17 protein-coding genes and 1 pseudogene are annotated in these 15,914 nt (G+C 68.8%); 5 read left to right on the forward strand and 13 right to left on the reverse strand.

What is annotated here, in order from left to right; genetic code table 11:
• A pseudogene (locus tag NBY69_RS28225) lies at nucleotides 1-751 on the reverse strand (hypothetical protein); the annotation flags it as partial.
• A 409-nt stretch (nucleotides 752-1,160) separates the two neighbouring features.
• Nucleotides 1,161-1,355, reverse strand: a complete 195-nt coding sequence (locus NBY69_RS28230) for a cupin-like domain-containing protein (protein WP_250304702.1) — start codon at nucleotides 1,353-1,355, stop codon at nucleotides 1,161-1,163.
• 220 nt (nucleotides 1,356-1,575) lie between these two features.
• Here NBY69_RS28230 and NBY69_RS28235 point away from each other — a divergent pair, with 220 nt between their 5' ends.
• A complete protein-coding gene (locus NBY69_RS28235; RefSeq protein ID WP_250304703.1) occupies nucleotides 1,576-2,967 on the forward strand; it encodes a hypothetical protein in 1,392 nt (463 codons plus the stop codon).
• Nucleotides 2,968-3,172: 205 nt separating this feature from the next.
• Complete coding sequence (locus tag NBY69_RS28240; RefSeq protein WP_374211352.1) at nucleotides 3,173-5,410, forward strand: LamG-like jellyroll fold domain-containing protein; 2,238 nt, start codon at nucleotides 3,173-3,175, stop codon at nucleotides 5,408-5,410.
• Nucleotides 5,411-5,453: 43 nt separating this feature from the next.
• Here the strand turns inward: NBY69_RS28240 and NBY69_RS28245 are convergent, their stop codons facing one another.
• The 3 genes from NBY69_RS28245 to NBY69_RS28255 all read right to left on the reverse strand — a co-directional run bounded on the left by NBY69_RS28245 (nucleotide 5,454) and on the right by NBY69_RS28255 (nucleotide 8,509).
• Complete coding sequence (locus tag NBY69_RS28245; protein WP_250304705.1) at nucleotides 5,454-6,377, reverse strand: MBL fold metallo-hydrolase; 924 nt, start codon at nucleotides 6,375-6,377, stop codon at nucleotides 5,454-5,456.
• Nucleotides 6,378-6,537: 160 nt separating this feature from the next.
• Entirely contained in the window at nucleotides 6,538-7,665 is a 1,128-nt protein-coding gene (locus NBY69_RS28250) for a hypothetical protein (protein ID WP_250304706.1), read from the reverse strand.
• A gap of 253 nt (nucleotides 7,666-7,918) precedes the next feature.
• Nucleotides 7,919-8,509: a cysteine hydrolase family protein gene (locus NBY69_RS28255; RefSeq protein WP_250304707.1), complete on the reverse strand. Its 591-nt coding sequence runs from the start codon at nucleotides 8,507-8,509 to the stop codon at nucleotides 7,919-7,921.
• 160 nt (nucleotides 8,510-8,669) lie between these two features.
• Here NBY69_RS28255 and NBY69_RS28260 point away from each other — a divergent pair, with 160 nt between their 5' ends.
• Nucleotides 8,670-9,662 (forward strand): GlxA family transcriptional regulator, encoded by a 993-nt coding sequence (locus NBY69_RS28260; protein ID WP_250304708.1) that lies wholly within the window; start codon nucleotides 8,670-8,672, stop codon nucleotides 9,660-9,662.
• An 81-nt stretch (nucleotides 9,663-9,743) separates the two neighbouring features.
• Here the strand turns inward: NBY69_RS28260 and NBY69_RS28265 are convergent, their stop codons facing one another.
• From NBY69_RS28265 to NBY69_RS28275, 3 genes are read right to left on the reverse strand one after another with little or no spacing between them, the layout of a single operon-like run.
• Nucleotides 9,744-9,953: a DUF397 domain-containing protein gene (locus NBY69_RS28265; protein ID WP_250304709.1), complete on the reverse strand. Its 210-nt coding sequence runs from the start codon at nucleotides 9,951-9,953 to the stop codon at nucleotides 9,744-9,746.
• 39 nt (nucleotides 9,954-9,992) lie between these two features.
• Complete coding sequence (locus tag NBY69_RS28270; RefSeq protein WP_250304710.1) at nucleotides 9,993-10,205, reverse strand: DUF397 domain-containing protein; 213 nt, start codon at nucleotides 10,203-10,205, stop codon at nucleotides 9,993-9,995.
• A complete protein-coding gene (locus tag NBY69_RS28275; RefSeq protein ID WP_250304711.1) occupies nucleotides 10,187-11,029 on the reverse strand; it encodes a helix-turn-helix transcriptional regulator in 843 nt (280 codons plus the stop codon). Before NBY69_RS28275 ends, NBY69_RS28270 begins: the two co-directional genes overlap by 19 nt.
• Nucleotides 11,030-11,204: 175 nt before the next feature.
• Here NBY69_RS28275 and NBY69_RS28280 point away from each other — a divergent pair, with 175 nt between their 5' ends.
• Together NBY69_RS28280 and NBY69_RS28285 are read left to right on the forward strand one after the other, a co-directional pair.
• The gene (locus tag NBY69_RS28280) at nucleotides 11,205-11,564 is read left to right on the forward strand and encodes a hypothetical protein (RefSeq protein ID WP_250304712.1); all 360 of its coding nucleotides are present in this window, start codon (nucleotides 11,205-11,207) and stop codon (nucleotides 11,562-11,564) included.
• Entirely contained in the window at nucleotides 11,561-11,848 is a 288-nt protein-coding gene (locus NBY69_RS28285; protein WP_308409510.1) for a hypothetical protein, read from the forward strand. Before NBY69_RS28280 ends, NBY69_RS28285 begins: the two co-directional genes overlap by 4 nt.
• Before the next feature lie 195 nt (nucleotides 11,849-12,043).
• On the opposite strand, the gene NBY69_RS28290 is transcribed toward NBY69_RS28285, so the two are convergent.
• The 5 genes from NBY69_RS28290 to NBY69_RS28310 form a co-directional block, all read right to left on the reverse strand.
• Nucleotides 12,044-12,844: a serine protease gene (locus tag NBY69_RS28290; RefSeq protein ID WP_250304713.1), complete on the reverse strand. Its 801-nt coding sequence runs from the start codon at nucleotides 12,842-12,844 to the stop codon at nucleotides 12,044-12,046.
• Nucleotides 12,845-12,948: 104 nt separating this feature from the next.
• Nucleotides 12,949-13,851 (reverse strand): SDR family NAD(P)-dependent oxidoreductase, encoded by a 903-nt coding sequence (locus NBY69_RS28295; protein ID WP_250304714.1) that lies wholly within the window; start codon nucleotides 13,849-13,851, stop codon nucleotides 12,949-12,951.
• Entirely contained in the window at nucleotides 13,851-14,354 is a 504-nt protein-coding gene (locus NBY69_RS28300; RefSeq protein WP_250304715.1) for a carboxymuconolactone decarboxylase family protein, read from the reverse strand. Before NBY69_RS28300 ends, NBY69_RS28295 begins: the two co-directional genes overlap by 1 nt.
• Complete coding sequence (locus NBY69_RS28305) at nucleotides 14,351-15,559, reverse strand: cytochrome P450 (RefSeq protein ID WP_250304716.1); 1,209 nt, start codon at nucleotides 15,557-15,559, stop codon at nucleotides 14,351-14,353. Before NBY69_RS28305 ends, NBY69_RS28300 begins: the two co-directional genes overlap by 4 nt.
• 146 nt (nucleotides 15,560-15,705) lie before the next feature.
• Complete coding sequence (locus NBY69_RS28310; RefSeq protein ID WP_250304717.1) at nucleotides 15,706-15,900, reverse strand: ferredoxin; 195 nt, start codon at nucleotides 15,898-15,900, stop codon at nucleotides 15,706-15,708.
• Between the last annotated feature and the right edge of the window lie 14 nt (nucleotides 15,901-15,914).

Consider the following 15,914-nt stretch of genomic DNA (forward strand, 5'->3'; position numbering starts at 1 on the left):
CCACCCGGGTGGCACCGCTGTAGTCGGGGCCGGAGTACCGGTACAGCTTTCCGTTGGAGACCTTGGTGGCGATGATGTCGGGGATGCCGTCACCGGTCTGATCGCCCACTGCGGCGAGGTTCGTCATGCCCGGGTCGGACACATCGACGATGGCCTTGTTGTGGACCGGGTGGAAGGTGCCGTGGCCCGAGAAGTACGGGTACGGGATCTTCCGGTGGTGGACACCCGATCCGCTGAACTCGTAGCCCCAGTAAGCGGACTTGGAGGAGTCGGTCCACTTCTCGAACAGGGCGATGTGGCCCTGCGCACCGGCGGCGGGGTTGTTGAGGGCGTCCCCGGCCTTGAGTTCGGCCTTGGTGATGTCCTCCGTGACGCCCGAGGAGTTGAACGTGCCGGTCACCAGCGACGTGCCGAGCTTCCAGGCCATCGACGCATAGCCCGAGCAGTCCATGCGGTAGCCCTGGTAATACGCGGTGTTGCTGTAGACCAGGCCGAGGTCGACCCAGCTCGCCGCCCGGGACATGACTTCGGTCCTGGTGAGCGCAGGCGGGGTGAGCTGGGCCGACGTGAGTGTGTTCGGATCGGTCCGGAGTGCCTGGCCCGCCTGGCCCTCGGGTCTCTGACCGGATCCGCTCTGCGTGACGGCCCCGAGGACAGAACCCCCACTGTCCGCGCTCGCGCTCACCGGCGCGGTCACACCGACGCACAGCGCCACTCCCAGCGCCGACAGGGCGAAGCGACTTCCGAGCAAACGAAAATGCACCAATACCTCCACAGAAGAAGAAGGCCGACGTGTATCCGTACGTAGAGCGGCCCGGAAAAGGACGCACTCGTTCCGCTGCACAGGACGCGTCGGATTCGAGGAACGCCACTGCCGGAGACCGCTCGTCAGCGGCCCGGCTCGGCGCACGTAACGTGGCACGGAAGACCGCCGCGAACAATTGCCGATGTCCGTTGTTGCCCAAGAAGAGCAAAAGGTCGCACCAGAAATCGCCTGTGAAGAGCAAAAGGAAACGCCACCGGTACAACCTTCGATACGCGCCGGCTCATCCGGCGGCTATCCGGCGCCACAGCGATGCGGTCGGCCGCGTACCGCACCGCGAGCGGTGCGAGGGTGGCGTCGATGTGCATCACATGAGGGTCGTCGACCTCGATCGTGGTCACTCCGAAGCCGGGCTGAAGAAGAACCGGGTGTCCTCCCGCCGGTGGAACAGGCCGTGCACAACGAAATCCCGGGCCCTCAGCGGAATGAAGAGGACATCACCGGGACGGACCCGCGCATGGAAGAATTTCGCCCCGCGCAGCCAGGGAAAACGCAGCAGGTCGGGGGTAGCGAGATCCAGCTGGCTGTTCACCAGATTTCCAGGAAAGGGGTAGGCGGCCCGGCACTCGTTCCAGGTCAGATCTCGTACTTGCTTGTACGGTGCGCGTATGACGGGGACACATTCCGAAGAACAGAGAATCGGGAACCTGGGAGAATCTTCCCCCGCGGTCCTGTCCCGCGCGGGAACCGGATGGCTGGTGGGGGTCGCTGTGGCCTTCACTGCCTGCCAGTTCCTTTTCGTACGACCGAATTTGGGTCTTGGCTGGGACGAGGCGGTCTATGTCAGCCAGGTGGGTTCGCACGCGCCTGCGGCGTTCTTCAGTGCGCCGCGCGCCCGTGGCATCTCGTACCTGGTGGCGCCCGTAGCGGTGCTGACCTCCTCGACCGTGGCGCTCCGCTGCTACCTGGCCGTACTGTCCGGCGCCGGTCTGCTGGGGGCGCTCTGGGTCTGGCGCCGGTTCCAGCCCGCGCTGCGGCTGGCGCTCGCGGGCGTGCTGTTCGCCGGGCTGTGGATCACCCAGTTCTACGGGCCGCAGGCGATGCCCAATCTGTGGGTCGCGCTCGGCGCACTGGCCTGCGCCGGTTTCTTCCTGCGGGTGGTGACCACCGCGCACTCCGGCCCGCAGGACCGCTGGGCCCTGCTGGGTACCGCGCTCTGTCTCGGCGCGGTGGTGCTGCTGCGCCCGCCGGACGGATTCTGGCTCGCCCTGCCGCTGGTCCTCGCTGCGCTCCTGGTCCGTGAGTGGCGTCGCCCGGCCGTGTTCGCCGCCCTCGCCGCCGGGCTGGTGGCGGGCGGGGCGGAATGGGTCGTGGAGTCGTACCTGCGGTACGGGGGCGTGGTGGCCCGGCTGCACACCTCGGGCCTGGTCGAGGGCGGCATCAGCTGGAACCTGGCCTTCACCGACCAGTTGAGGGCGCTGAGCGGACGCACACTGTGCCGGCCGTGCGATGTTCCGTGGACGAACAAGGGAGAGTCGCTGTGGTGGTTCGCCCTGCCGCTGCTCGCCGCGGGCGGGGTGGCCGTCGCCCGGCGGGCCCGCCGCCTGCCGGCCGTGCTGCTGCCCACGCTGTGCGGGGTGTCGATGGCGGTGCCGTACCTGCTGCTGATCAACTACGCCGCACCGCGCTTCCTGCTTCCTGCATACGCCCTGCTGTCCCTGCCGGTCGCCGAATGCCTGTGGTGGCTGGCTGCCGGGGCGGGCAGGCCGCGGCTGCGGCCGGTCACGACCGGCCTGGTGACGCTGGTACTGATGGGGCATCTGGTGGGCCAGTACGTCGTGCTGTCCCACACGGTCACCCGCAATGCCGCCGCTCACGACGGCTACGCGCGGGTCGCGACCGGCCTGCACGGGCTCGGCGTCACCCCGCCCTGCCTGGTCACCGGGGACAACGCCATCCCCATCGGCTACTACGCGGGCTGCGCCTCCGCCGCGACCGCGGGCAACAACGCCAACACCACGGTCCGGGGCATCACCGGGACCGCCGCCCGGCGGCCGACCGCGGTTCTCGTACCGGTGGGGCAGCGGCCACCGGACTACGCCCGGGGCTGGACCCCGCACCGGCTCCCGGGCGCACAGCAGCTCACCGCGTACACGGCCTATGTGGCCCCGCTTCCTCCAGGGCGAACCGTCGGCCCGCCGTAAGCGGAAGTTCACCAACGGGATTGCTCAGTTTGTCGGTTGGGAGTGATTAATCCGTTCTAACCTCGTCAAGGTGCGGGATTCCTCCTCTCCCGGACAGCCCGTCCGCGGACTCCGGGACCGGACCGTCCGCGTCGAGGGCTTCCCGGCGTTCCGCTCTTCTCTCCCTGGGGGTTTCATGCGCACGGGGTTCAGGCACACGGGCTCGATGCACACGGGCTTGCTGCACAGATCGCGAGGGTTGGCAGGCGCCCTCGCCCTGACCATCGCCACGACCGGACTCGGCGTGGTCGCCTCGGCGCCCGAGGCCTCGGCGATCACGCCCCCCGTGGCGTTCACCGCGGACAGCCTGCCGACCTGGCAGACCAACGGCATCGTCTGGGCGCTCGCCCAGAGCGACGGTGTGGTCTTCGCGGGCGGTACCTTCTCCGCGCTCCGGCCGCCGCAGGGCACCTCGGGCGCCTCGCGGCCCGCGGTCAACTTCGCCGCGTTCGACGCCGCCACCGGCGCGCCCACCAAGTGCGCCCTGTCCTTCACGGTCAAGACCGGCACCGCCACCGTGCGGGCCCTCGCCGTGTCACCGGACAAGAAGACCCTGTACGCGGGCGGCTACTTCGGCGCGGTGAACGGCACCCAGGTGTCGTCGCTGGCCGCGATCGACATCGCCACCTGCAAGCCCCGGGCCTCGTTCCGGGCGAGCTTCCCCGCCACCGTCCGGGCGCTGGCGGTGACGAACGACACCGTGTACGCGGGCGGCGACTTCAGCACCGTCGACGGCAAGAAGCACCAGCGCTACGCCGCGGTCAAGACCTCCGACGGTTCGGTGCTGCCCTTCAAGGCCGACGCGGACGCGCCGGGCCGGGCCGTCGCGCTCACCCCGGACGGCAAGAAGGCCGTGCTCGGCGGTGACTTCTTCACCGTCAACGGGACCGACTCGCACGCCCTCGCCGTGGTGGACGCGAAGTCGGGCGCGGTGACCAAGTCGTACCCCGGCTTCATCGAGAAGAACTCGGTGGTCAAGACCATCGACACCGATGCCACCGGGATCTACACGGGCAACGAGGGCACCGGCTCCGGGGTGTTCGACGGCCGCATCGCTCTCAACACCAGCAATTTCGCCCAGCGTTGGCGTGACACCTGCCTGGGCGCCACTCAGGCCGTGAAGTCCTACAAGGGCGTGCTCTACAGCGCCTCGCACGCGCACGACTGCTCCGGTGTCGGCGAGTTCCCCAACGGCAGGCGCCGCCACTTCCTGGCGGAGCCCACCACGGGTACCGGCAAGCTCGGCTGGCTCCCCGACACCAACGACGGCATCGGTGAGGGCATCGGCCCCCGCGCGCTGACCATCGCCACCTCGGGTGCCACCTCGTACCTGTGGTCGGGCGGCGAGTTCACCACCGTCAACGGCTCCCCGGCCCAGGGCCTGACCCGCTTCGCCTCCACCGGCGACAAGGGCGCGCCGACCGTGCCGGTCGTCTCGGCCGCCGCCCTCAAGCCGGGTGGGGTACAGGTCCGTTGGCGGGCCTCCTTCGACACCGACGACTCGAAGCTGACGTACAAGGTGTACCGCAACGGCTCCAGCACCCCGCTGAAGACCGTGCAGGCCGACTCGCTGGAGTGGTCGCGCCCCCAGGTCGGCTTCACCGACACGTCCGTCGCCACCGGCAAGACGTACACGTACCGGGTCACCGCCGCCGACGCCGCGGGGAACACCAGCGCCCTGTCCGCGACCGCGAGCGTCACCGTGCCCTCTGCCACCGAGCACTACCCGGCCGCCGTACTGTCCGACGGTGCCAAGCTGTACTGGCGCTACGACGACCGCACCGCCCCGTTCGCGGCGGACACGTCGAGCTCCAACAGCTCGGGCGTCATGGTGAACGGCCCCTCGCTGCGCAAGACGCCCTCCGCCGTGAAGGGCCCGTCCACCGGGATCGGCTTCAACGGCAGCAACCAACTGGTGTACAGCGACCACCGGTACGCCCACCCGACCACGTTCAGCCTGGAGACCTGGTTCAAGACCACCAGCACCAAGGGCGGCAAGCTGATCGGCTTCGGTGACAACACCCTGAGCACCAGCAAGCAGTACGACAAGCACGTGTACATGACGAACGCGGGCAAGCTCGTCTTCGGTGTCCGCAGCGGCACGCTCAAGACCCTGGTCAGCCCGAAGGCCTACAACGACGGCAAGTGGCACCAGGTCGTCGCGGCGCAGGGCTCGTCCGGCATGACGCTCTATGTGGACGGGCACCTCTTGACGTCCAACAAGATCACCACCAACCAGGACTACAGCGGCTTCTGGCGGGTGGGCGGCGACACCCTGACCGGCTGGCCCTCCAGGCCGACCAGCGACTTCTTCAACGGCCAGCTGGACGAGACCGCCGTCTACGCGCGGGTGCTCACCAGCGCGCAGGTCGCCGCCCACTACAAGCTGGCGAGTGCCACGTAGCCGCGCAGGCACCGACCGCCACGGTCCCGGACGGCAGCTGCCCCTACGCCAGGGTCTTCCTGGTGCCGTCCGGCTTCAGATCGACGAGCTTCCCTGCGATGCCCTGGTCCTGGAACGCCTCCACGAGGGAGTTCAGGTCCTCGGAGTAGATGTTCCAGCTGTCGGTGTGCACCGGAACCACCCTGCGGGGATCGAGGTCCTTCGCCACCAGGGCCGCGTTCCTGGAGGTGAGGGTCAGCGGGGCGTTGTGCAGGATCGCTGGGGTACGGGCGGCACCGGCGAAGAGGACCGCCGTGTCGATGGGGCCGATCTCCTTCTTGATGCGGTCGCCGACCTGCTCGGCGACCTCGACCGAGGCGTTGTCCCCGGAGATGTAGGTGACGGGGACACCCTTGCCGCTCAGCACGAAGCCGGTGACCTCGCCGTCCTTGCCGCGGTCCACCCCGTCGGGACCGTGCAGGGCAGGAACGGCGGTGACCTTGACGGTGCCGTGGGCGGTCTTCAGCTCCTTGGCGGACCAGCTCTTCATGCCCGTGACGTGATCGCCGAGGCGCTGCTGCGCACCGGGCGTGGAGAACACGACCGGCACGTGCTTGAGCAGTTCACGGCCCGTGTCGTCGAGGTTGTCGTCGTGCTGGTCGTGCGAGAGCAGTACGGCGTCGATCCTGCCGATCCTGTCGATGCCGAGCGCGGGGGCGTGCGTCTTCTGCAGGCCGCTCTTGTACTTCTTGGGTGCGTCGAAGGTCGGGTCGAGCAGCAGGCGGGTACCGGCGACCTCCAGGATCGTGGTCGGGCCGCCGATGTGCGTCACGGTGAACGCGCCGGTGCCGGCGGACGAGGGCCCAGGGCTCGATGCGGCCGATGCGGCGTCGGCGGTGCTCCTGCCGCCACAGGCGGCGAGGAGGGTCACGCTCGCGACGGCTGCGACGGTCGCCGATGCGGCGTGGCGGAACGTCGAACGGTTCATGGGGAGTACCAGCTCTCTCGTTGGGGGGAGTGGGGCCGCCCCGAGGGCAGGTCGGCCCCCGAGGCGTACGGGACGGAACGAACGGCTCCCTCGCCCGGGGACGGCCTCCTTCGACCGGGGGCGGCGATCCGCACCGCCCCCGGCCGAAGGAGGCCACGCGTCACACCTGCGCTGCCGTCCTCTTCCGGAACGGGCAGGCGTCACCGGCGGTCGTGGCAGAGGCAGTTCGCGCCCCGGCGGCCACCGCGCCGAGCTGGTCCAGGATCTCGTCGGACAGCAGGTCCTGCTTGCCCTTGAGCGCGTCGGCTATCTCCTGGTCCACCGGGAAGACCATCTCGGCCGCGATGTTGTCCTGCACGATCCGGGCGAGATTGTCCAGAGCGACGAAGATCGGGTCCTTGGGCGTCTCGACGGTCGCCAGGTCGATCAGGTGGGTATCGACCTTGGCCGGATTCATGCACGGCTTGATGATGATCGAATTCTGATTCAGGACGGACGTCGTCCACTGCGACAGCACGACGGTGTACAGGTCCTGCCAGCCCTCTTCACCGATCTTGGCCCGCCATTTCTTCATGATGTCCTGCACACCGGCGATCTGCGCGTCGGCCGCATGCTTCATATTGGTGCGGATATTGCCGTACACACGGCCGGAGAAGTCCTCGAACGACTTCATGTCCAGTGACTCGTCCGCCACCGAGGCATTGATGAACGTGATTGCGGCATCGAGCAGTTCGGTGCACGACGTCACCAATTCCTGCGGGAGGTTCGCCTGGTCGAGCTGCCGGCGGGCGGTGGCGAGGGTGGCGGCGAAATCCTGGAGCGGGGCGATCCAGCCCGTGGTACCGGTCCCCTTGAACGCGACCATCTTCAGGTCGTGCGGATCGATGCGGTCGGCATGGGGAAGGTTGGGGACCTTGTCGCTCAGGTACGGCGCGATGGTCGAGAAAATACCCAGCGGCACATGGCTGATCGACTTCGCCAGCTCGAAGACCTCGGAGACCGGATTCACCGATTCCTGCGTGCCGTTGTGAACGAGGGTGAACTTGCCGCCCTTGGCGTCGTTCTGAACGACGACGACGGGACTCAGGTATGCGATCAGGTCGGATTTGAGCACGGCATAGTTCGATCGCATTCCGGCGTTGACCGCCAGCATCGCGTCGCGTGCCTGTCTCTCCGCGTCCGCCACGGTCGCGGCAGCCGGAACGGCGGCGGCCGAGGGTGTGGCGGAGAAAAGGGTTGCGGCGCCGACTGCGGAAGCGCTGCTGAGAAATACTCTGCGCGTGGCCATGATCTGTCTCTCCGTACAGGTTCGAAAGGCGTGCGTGCGGTCATGGCGTGGGGGAAATGAACGGCGTGGTGCATGGGGTCATTCCTTAGTGGGGGGGGTGGGGGTGTGGGGTTGAGGGTGTGGAATTGGCGGGCGATCTCGCCCTGAATCACCAGGACTTGGCCGAGCGCGGCTCCTGCGAGAATCCTTCAGCGTGGGAACTGACAGACCGGCAGAGACCGCGCTCAGCAACCAGGTGCCCCGGCCTCGGCGCTCAGGCCAGAGACTTCTCGGACTCGACGACGACCCCGTAGAGATCGGCGATCGTCGCGAGCGCGCTGTGATGGATCTGGCAGGCGGCCAGCTCGGTGCCCGCCGACTTCAGAGGCCGCGTCGCGCAGGCGTCGGCCACCACGGTGGGCCGGTTTCCCCGCAGGAACGCGCCCTCCACGGTGAACGTCACGCACATGTGCGTCATGAACCCCACGACGATGACGTCCTTGTGACCGGCGGCGTCGACGTGCCCGCCCAGGTCGGTGTCGACGAAGGCGTTCGGGGCCTTCTTGACGACGACGGCCTCGCCCTCGATCGGGGCGACGCTCGGGTGGATCTGGCCGATCTCGGCCCGGATGTCGTACGGGGTGCCCTCGCCGCCGTCGTTGATGACGTGGATGACCGTCGCGCCGGCGGTCCGGGCCCGTACCAGCAGCGCGGCTGCGGAGTCGAGTGCGGCCTGCCAGCCCTCCAGCTCCATCACACCGCCGACGTAGGTGTTCTGGTAGTCGACCAGGATCAGGGTCGCATCGGCGAGCGACGCAGGCGTCTCGTCGAACCCGTTGAGTTCGCGCAGAGTCGTCGTAGCCATGGGAGTTACCGCCTCAGGTTTCGTGCCGGATTCATGCGGGATGTCGCAGACTCACCCGCGCGGTGAGCTACGTCCACGACGCTACGACCGGCGGTGAGTGTCGGCAATGACGTCTAACATGCAGATCCGGACATCGCTTCTACCGACGGGCGGAGACCTCATGAGCACGGTCGAACGACTCATCGTGATCGTTCTCTTCGAGGGCGTCGACCTGCTCGACGTCACCGGTCCCCCGGAGGTGTTCGCCCTCCTGGGACGCGAGACGGACGGTACGACCGGCTACCACGTCGTCCTCGCCGCCGAGACCATGGACCCCGTCACCACCTCGGCGGGCGTGCGCATCCTCCCCGACATCACCTTCGACGAGGCGTCCACGAAGAGCATCGACACGCTCCTGGTGCCTGGCTCGGTCGAGACCGACAGCCAGGGCCGCGTCCACGCCCTCACCGACCCGACCGTGGTCAGCCGGGTCAGGACACTCGCGGCCAGGACACGAAGGGTCACGTCCGTCTGCGTCGGCGCCCACATCCTCGCCGCCGCCGGGCTGCTCGACGGCAAACGCGCCACCACCCACTGGTCGACCGCGCAACAGCTCGCTGCCGAACACCCGTTGGTCGAGGTGGACGCCGACCCGATCTTCATCCGCTCGGGCGACGTCTGGACCGGCGCGGGGATCAGCGCCTGCCTCGACCTGTCCCTCGCCCTCGTCGCCGACGACTTCGGCGAGACCGTCGCGCTGCGCGTCGCCCGGCAGCTCGTGATGTACCTGAAGAGACCGAGTGGGCAGAGCCAGTTCAGCGTTCCCCTGGAGCCCGTTTCCACGACCCGGCGCATAGAGGACCTCCGCCACCACATCATGCGCAACATCGGCGAACAGCTCACCGTCGCAGACCTCGCCGCGTACGCCCACGTCAGCGAGCGCCAGCTCACCCGGATCTTCAAGTCCGAACTCGGCATGCCCCCGAGTGCGTACATCGAGTCGGTGCGCGTCGAATTGGCGCGCCACCAACTCGAATCGACCGATGTCACCCTCGAACGCATCGTGACGGCCTGCGGGTTCGGCACGATCGACACCCTCATCCGGGCGTTCCGCCGACGGCTGGACACGACGCCTACGGAGTACCGGCTCCGTTTCCGGACCAACTCCGGCTGAGAAGTGTCGGAGGGGGCGGATACGCCAACTGCCCCCGCTGACCTGCCTGGTCAGCGGGGGCAGCCTCGTACGGTCGACGTCTCAGGCGCCCAGCGCGCCATCCTTCACGGCGGAGACGAACGACGTCCAGCCGTCCGCCGTGAACGTGAGCGCAGGGCCCTTCGGGTTCTTGCTGTCACGCACCGGGACGACGGCGGCGAAGTCGTCGGACACCTCGATGCACGCGCCACCGTCCTGGTTGCTGTAACTGCTCTTGCGCCAGAACGCGGTGCTCAGGTCGATGGATCGCACGTCACTTCCTCCAACAGGCTCAAGACGAACTCCCGCGACTCAGCAGGCGCCCAGCGCGCCATCCCTCACGGCGGAGACAAACGACACCCAGTCGTCTGTCGCAAACGCAAGCGCGGGGCCATGCGGGTTCTTACTGTCACGCACGGGAACCACAGCGGCGAAGCCGTCAGCAACCTCCAGGCACTGGCCGCCGTCCTGGTTGCTGTAGCTGCTCTTGCGCCAATTCGCTGCGGTCAGGTCGAGTGATCGCACGGTACTTCCTCCAGAATGCGCAGAATGAACTTTCGCGACTCGGCCGGTGGGAGCGCCAGGTCACGCACCGAATCGTACGCACGTTGCAGCCGATCAACTGCCACAGTTTCCTCGATGAGTTCACCTCGGTATCCGTTCTCGGCATAGGCCACGGTACGCCCATCGGACAAACGAAGAAACATCACGTCAGCATTGGTCAGGCCGTGCAACCCGACGCTGAACGGAGCCACCTGAACGGTCAGCTCATCCCGCTGCCCCGCCTCCAGCAGGTACTCCAGCTGCTCCCTCCAACGCCCCCGGTCCCGCAACGGTGTCCGTAGCACTGCTTCCGACAGGATCGTCCGAAACTGCGGTGGATCTTCACCCGCCAGCAGTTCCCGTCGCCCCATCCGGGCTTCGACCTGTTGGTCCAGAGCCTCGCCTTTGATGCCACCCGCTGCCAGAAGCTCCCGCGCATAGTCGGGCGTCTGCAACAACCCCGGCAACACGCTCACCGCGAAGTGCCACAAGCTCGTAGCTTCCGACTCCAGCGTCATGAACCGCCGGTACCGCTCCCGGAACTGCGTCTGGTCACTCACCGCCAGCTCCCACAACGCCAGCAGCAGCCCCGGCGTCCCGTAGTGCTGGTCCAGCGCCTCGACCACCTCCGGGCCGCCGACCGTCTCGCCCTTCTCCATCTTTCCGAACAACGACCAGTCCCAGCCCAGCCGGTCGCCCAGCTGCCGCAGACTCTGGCCGCGCCCGGTACGCAGCACCCGCAGCTCCTCCGCGAACCGCGCACGCGGTTCCCTGCTGCGGCCTGTGACCGTCCGCCTCGTCGGCATCGCACCCTCCGTGGAACGTGTGGAACTTGATTCTCCCGCCGGGGCAACAGCCCCTGCCGTCGGTGAGCCGCGACCCCGACCAGGCCATTCTCGTAATGAGCCCCTCACGCACGGTAGTTCACGACCCGTGGCCGGGGCAGCGGATCCGCGCTACGACCAACCGAAGGAAGTCACCATGACGCCCAGGCCGCCCCTCCCCCGCAGGACACCGCAGGGCAGCCTCACCCGCGCCGCCGACGTTCCCGTACCGCCGGTCGAATGGCGGGAGGAGACGGACAGGACCAAGGAGGCACTCGATGCCCGCGACACACTCGCCGCCGCCCTCAGCCGGGCCGACATCCAGCTCCCCGCCATGGACGTGCGTACCCCCTGGGACGACGTCGTCCACGGGTACGGAGCAGCCGCCCCGCACGACGAGGAGCGCGAGGCCGAGCACAGAAGGGAGGCCCGGTACGCCCTCGTACACCTGGGGGTCTGCTCCGCACCCGTCGCGCTGGCGCTCGCCGCCGTCGTCGTGAAGGGAACCGGTCGGTGACGGACTGCCCCGGACCGGGGCCGGAGCCGGACACGCCCCGCCCGGCTCCGGCAGTGGGCCCGGCGGTGGCCCCGGCGGTGGGCGACACCGTCCACGACCCGGTTCGCGGCCGTGTCGGCGTCGTCATGGGCCGGGTGGGCCCGTACCTCCAGCTGCGTCCGCTCGGCGGCGGCCGGGAATGGGATGCCGATCCGGACCGGGTCAGGAGGCTGAGCCCCGCCGAACTGCTCAGCGCCCGCGTTGCGTTGACCAACGCCCGCAGCCACACCCGCATAGGACTGTGACACCGGGCCGGAGCAGCCACAACAGCGCCTGAGGGAACGCCTACTTCGGCAAGAGCGCGACCTGGTACCAGGTCTGCCTCAGCAAGGCAGGCCTGGACCCGTGCAGCGGCAGGGTCTACCCCTGACCGCGACGAGGGCCCGGCCGAACTGAACGTCCCGGGCCCGCGCCTGACCGGCGCGGGCCCGGGACAGCCCTCAGCCGGCGGGGAGCGAGCCGACGATCTGCTCGATCCAATGCCTGTATGCGGCAACGCGGGTGTACACGTCGGGATAACCGCCGGCGCAGCCCTGCCCGTAGGAAATGAGCCCGACGAGGTGCAGCCTGCCGTTGAGGTGGATCACCAGGGGGCCACCGGTGTCGTACTGACAGGTGCCCGCTCTGGCGGCGAAGGTGCACATCTGGCTTGAGGCGTCCAGCTTGTCGCCGTACGTATTCCTGCACTGCTGCACGGAGATGACGCGCAGAGCGGCCTTCTGCACCTTGGTCGGCTGCGGTCCGCCGAAGATGCGAGTGCCCCAGCCCACAGCCTCCGCGGTCTGCCCCACATGGTCGGAGGGACCACTCGTATCGAGCAGCACGGGGCTCACCCCCTGATTCAGCTCCGCCTTGCTGCCGAGTCGGATGAGGGCGATGTCGTTACGGTCGGTGGCGGCATCGAAGGCGGGGTTGACGGTCCATCGCCCGGACGGATAGAGACGCGCGTACGGGGTGTCGGTACCGGTCGCGGTATCGACATCACCGAGGAGGACAGCGGTGGTGGCCGGTGTCCTGCCCCGCAGGCAGCTCGCGGATGTCAGCACGTACTGGTCGCTGATCAGCGAGCCCCCGCAGAAGACCTGACCGGAACCCCTGTCCACCAGGCCCGCCATGTGCGGGAACTCGCCACGCCGGACGTCGGCACCTCCGACGATCGCCTGCGCCGGCGCGATACTCGGACCGACCGCCGCCAGCGCGGCGGCCGACATGACTACCGCGAGCTTCCTGAACCATTTCACGGGCCCTCCCGGGACCATCCGCACTCAGCCGCCGTGGAGGGCTGTTCTACAGCCCTCCACCAACTCCCAACTCACGAAGCACAGTTCTGTCACTCGAATGAGGACTACAGGACTACGCGGAAGGTCCTGATCGGCGCGCTGGGCCGGTCCTGCCGGTCCCGGGGTGCCCCGGGCCGGTCCGACAAGACCGGCCGGACAGGTCCTAGTGGGTTCCCGCCCTGAGGATGAACCCGCCGTCCACCGGCAGCACGGCGCCGGGTGATGAACGCGGACTCGTCCGACGCGAGGAACAGAGCCGCGTTGGCGACGTCCTCGCTGGTTCCCTGGTGGCCCATGGGGACCATGGCCGCCCGTCCGGCCGCCACGTCCGCCCGGTCCACGCCGCTGGCACGGGCGACGGCGTCGACTCCCATGGGGGTGTCCATCATGCCGGGGGCGACGGCATTGACGCGCACGCCGTGCGGTGCGTATTCGAGGGCCAGGCTGCGGGTCATGGAGTGCACCGCGGCCTTGGACGTGCTGTAGGCAATGGCGTCCCCACCGGCGAGCAGCCCGGCCATGGAGGAGATGTTGACGACGGCCCCGCTCCCCCGCTCCCGCATGTGAGGCAGGACGTGTTTGCAGGTGAGCCACATGCCGGTGAGGTTGACCTCGAAGCCGCGGCGCCACTCCTCGACCGGCAGGATCTCGGTCCGGCCGAACGGCACGACGCCGACGTTGTTGTGCAGGATGTCGACGTGCCCGAGGCTGTCGAGGGCTGCGGTGAGGATGGCGGCGCAGTCCTCCTCGACGGTGATGTCCGCCCGGTGCGCAACAGCACTGCCACCGGCCTTACGCACCAACGCGGCCGTCTCCTCGGCCGATTCGAGATCCCGGTCGACGACCAGGACGCGGGCCCCTTCGCGGGCGAAGGCCAGGGCGACCGCGCGGCCGTTCCCGGTGGTAAGGCCGGGGGTCTGGCCGCCACCGACCACCACGGCGGTCCTGTCGTACAGGCGTGGGGTCATCAACGGCCGTCCTCGGTCTGTCCGTCAGGGCCGGCCGTAGCGCGCCCGGCCGGGCCGGTTGCCAGGTCTCGCACCGCGTCGGAGGTGCCGGACCGCCCGGTGGCCTCGTCGACGGCCCAGCCGAAGGAAGTGGCCAGGGGCCAGCCCGCGTAGTACGCCATCTGCACGCTCATCTCGTGCAGTTCGGCCTCGGTGAGGTCACCGCTGGCGAGTGCCGCCTTGATGTGCAGCGATGCGTGCGGACCGCCCTGACCGAGCGCGGCCAGCAGGGTCAGGGTGACGATGCGGCGCTCGCGCCGGGACAGGCCCGGCCGGTCCCAGAGATCGCCGAAGATGTGTCTGGCGGCCAGGTCCCCGAGCGAGCCCGGCTCGCCCACGGAGTCGGGCACTTCGGCGCACATGACCTCGGCCATCACCGCCCGGCCGCGCTCGGCGAGGTCTGCCGGCGGGTCGGGGGTGTTCCCGTCGCCGGGGCCGGCCGTCCCTGTGCCCTCGCGGGTCACCACGTCACCGGCAGGCGTTCGAGGCCGTACGTGAGTGCGTCGTCGTGGAAGTGCAGTTCGCTCACGTCGACGGCGAGCCGGAGGCCGGGCAGGCGCCGGAAGAGGCGCGGCCACGCCTCTTGCATCTCCACCCGGGAGAGGTTCTGGCCCAGGCACTGGTGGACACCGAATCCGAACCCCATGTGCCGCCGGTCGGTACGGGTGATGTCGAGCTTCTCCGGCTCGGCGAAGACCTCGGGGTCCCGGTTGGCGGCCGGCAGGTTGCAGATGATGCCCTCACCGGCCCTGATCAGGACACCGCCGACCTCGGTGTCCTCCAGACACACGCGGCGGGGCTCGGTCTGGACCATGCTCCAGTAGCGCATCATCTCCTCGGTCGCGCCGCTCGCGTACTTCGCCGGGTCCGACATCAGGACGGCGCGTTGTCCGGGCTCGCGGAGGAAGGCGAGGATGCCCAGGCCGATCATGTTCGCGGTGGTCTCGTGACCGGCGCCGATCACCAGGGTGCCGAGCCGGACGGCCTGCTCGAAGGTGAGGTCGCCCCTTTCGTCGACGTGGGTGTTGACGAGACGCGAGAGCAGTCCGCTGTCCGGGGAGGTCCGCTTGTGCTCCATGTTCCGGGCGAGGTTCTCGTGCAGCGACTGGTGGGCCGCGAGCTTCTCCTCCATGGGCAGGCTCAACTGCACGAGCTTCTTCGAGGACTCGTGTACGGCATGCCGCTCACCGTAGGGAACGCCGAGGACCTCGCAGATGACGACGGTCGGCACCGCGAGGGCGAAATCCTCGATGAGGTCGACCGGTTCGCCCTTCGCCTCCAGCTCGTCGAGGAGCTGCTCGGTCAGCTCGGCGATGCGCGGGCGCAGTGCCTCGGCGCGCTTCACGGTGAAGTCGGCGTTGAGGATGCGGCGGATCGGCAGGTGTTCGTCGCCGTCCTTGCGGAAGAAGATCTCGCCCTCGACGGTGGGCTGAGCGCTGGAGGTGTTGGGGAAGCCGGGGTCGGTGACGTCCGCACCGAACGCCCCACGAGCGCCCAGCACTTGCTGGATCTGGTCGTGCCTGGTGATCAGCCACGGCTCGCTGCCGTCCCAGATGGTCACCCGGCGCGGTGTGCCGCTCTCGCGGAACGCACTGGCGGTCTCGGGCGGGGCGAACGGGCAGCCGCGCTGCAAGGGGAAGGCGGGCGCCTCGGGCGATGGACTTTCCATGCTCATGAAGTCTCCCTGTGGGGGCGGGTTGCTGTGCCTGCCGAGGCGGTGCTCGCGCGTCGCACTCCCGCTCCGCGGGAGGTCGCGAGGGACCGGCGGGGGCCCCGAAGCGTGCGGTCCGCCGACGACGCATCCGGGCGGCTGCGTCAGGCGTGGACCTCGATGGCGGCTGCCGGGCAGACGGCCGCTGCCTCGCGGGTGGCCGCGTGCTGCTCGGCCGGCGGTTCGGCGTCGAGCAGGATCACGACGCCGTCCTCGTCACGCTGGTCGAAGACTTCGGGGGCGACCAGCACGCACTGACCTGCTCCGCAGCACTTCTCTTCGTCGATCGTGATGCGCATGGGGGGCTCCTGTC

This window comes from Streptomyces sp. A 4/2 (genome assembly GCF_940670765.1).
Taxonomy (GTDB): Bacteria; Actinomycetota; Actinomycetes; order Streptomycetales; family Streptomycetaceae; genus Streptomyces.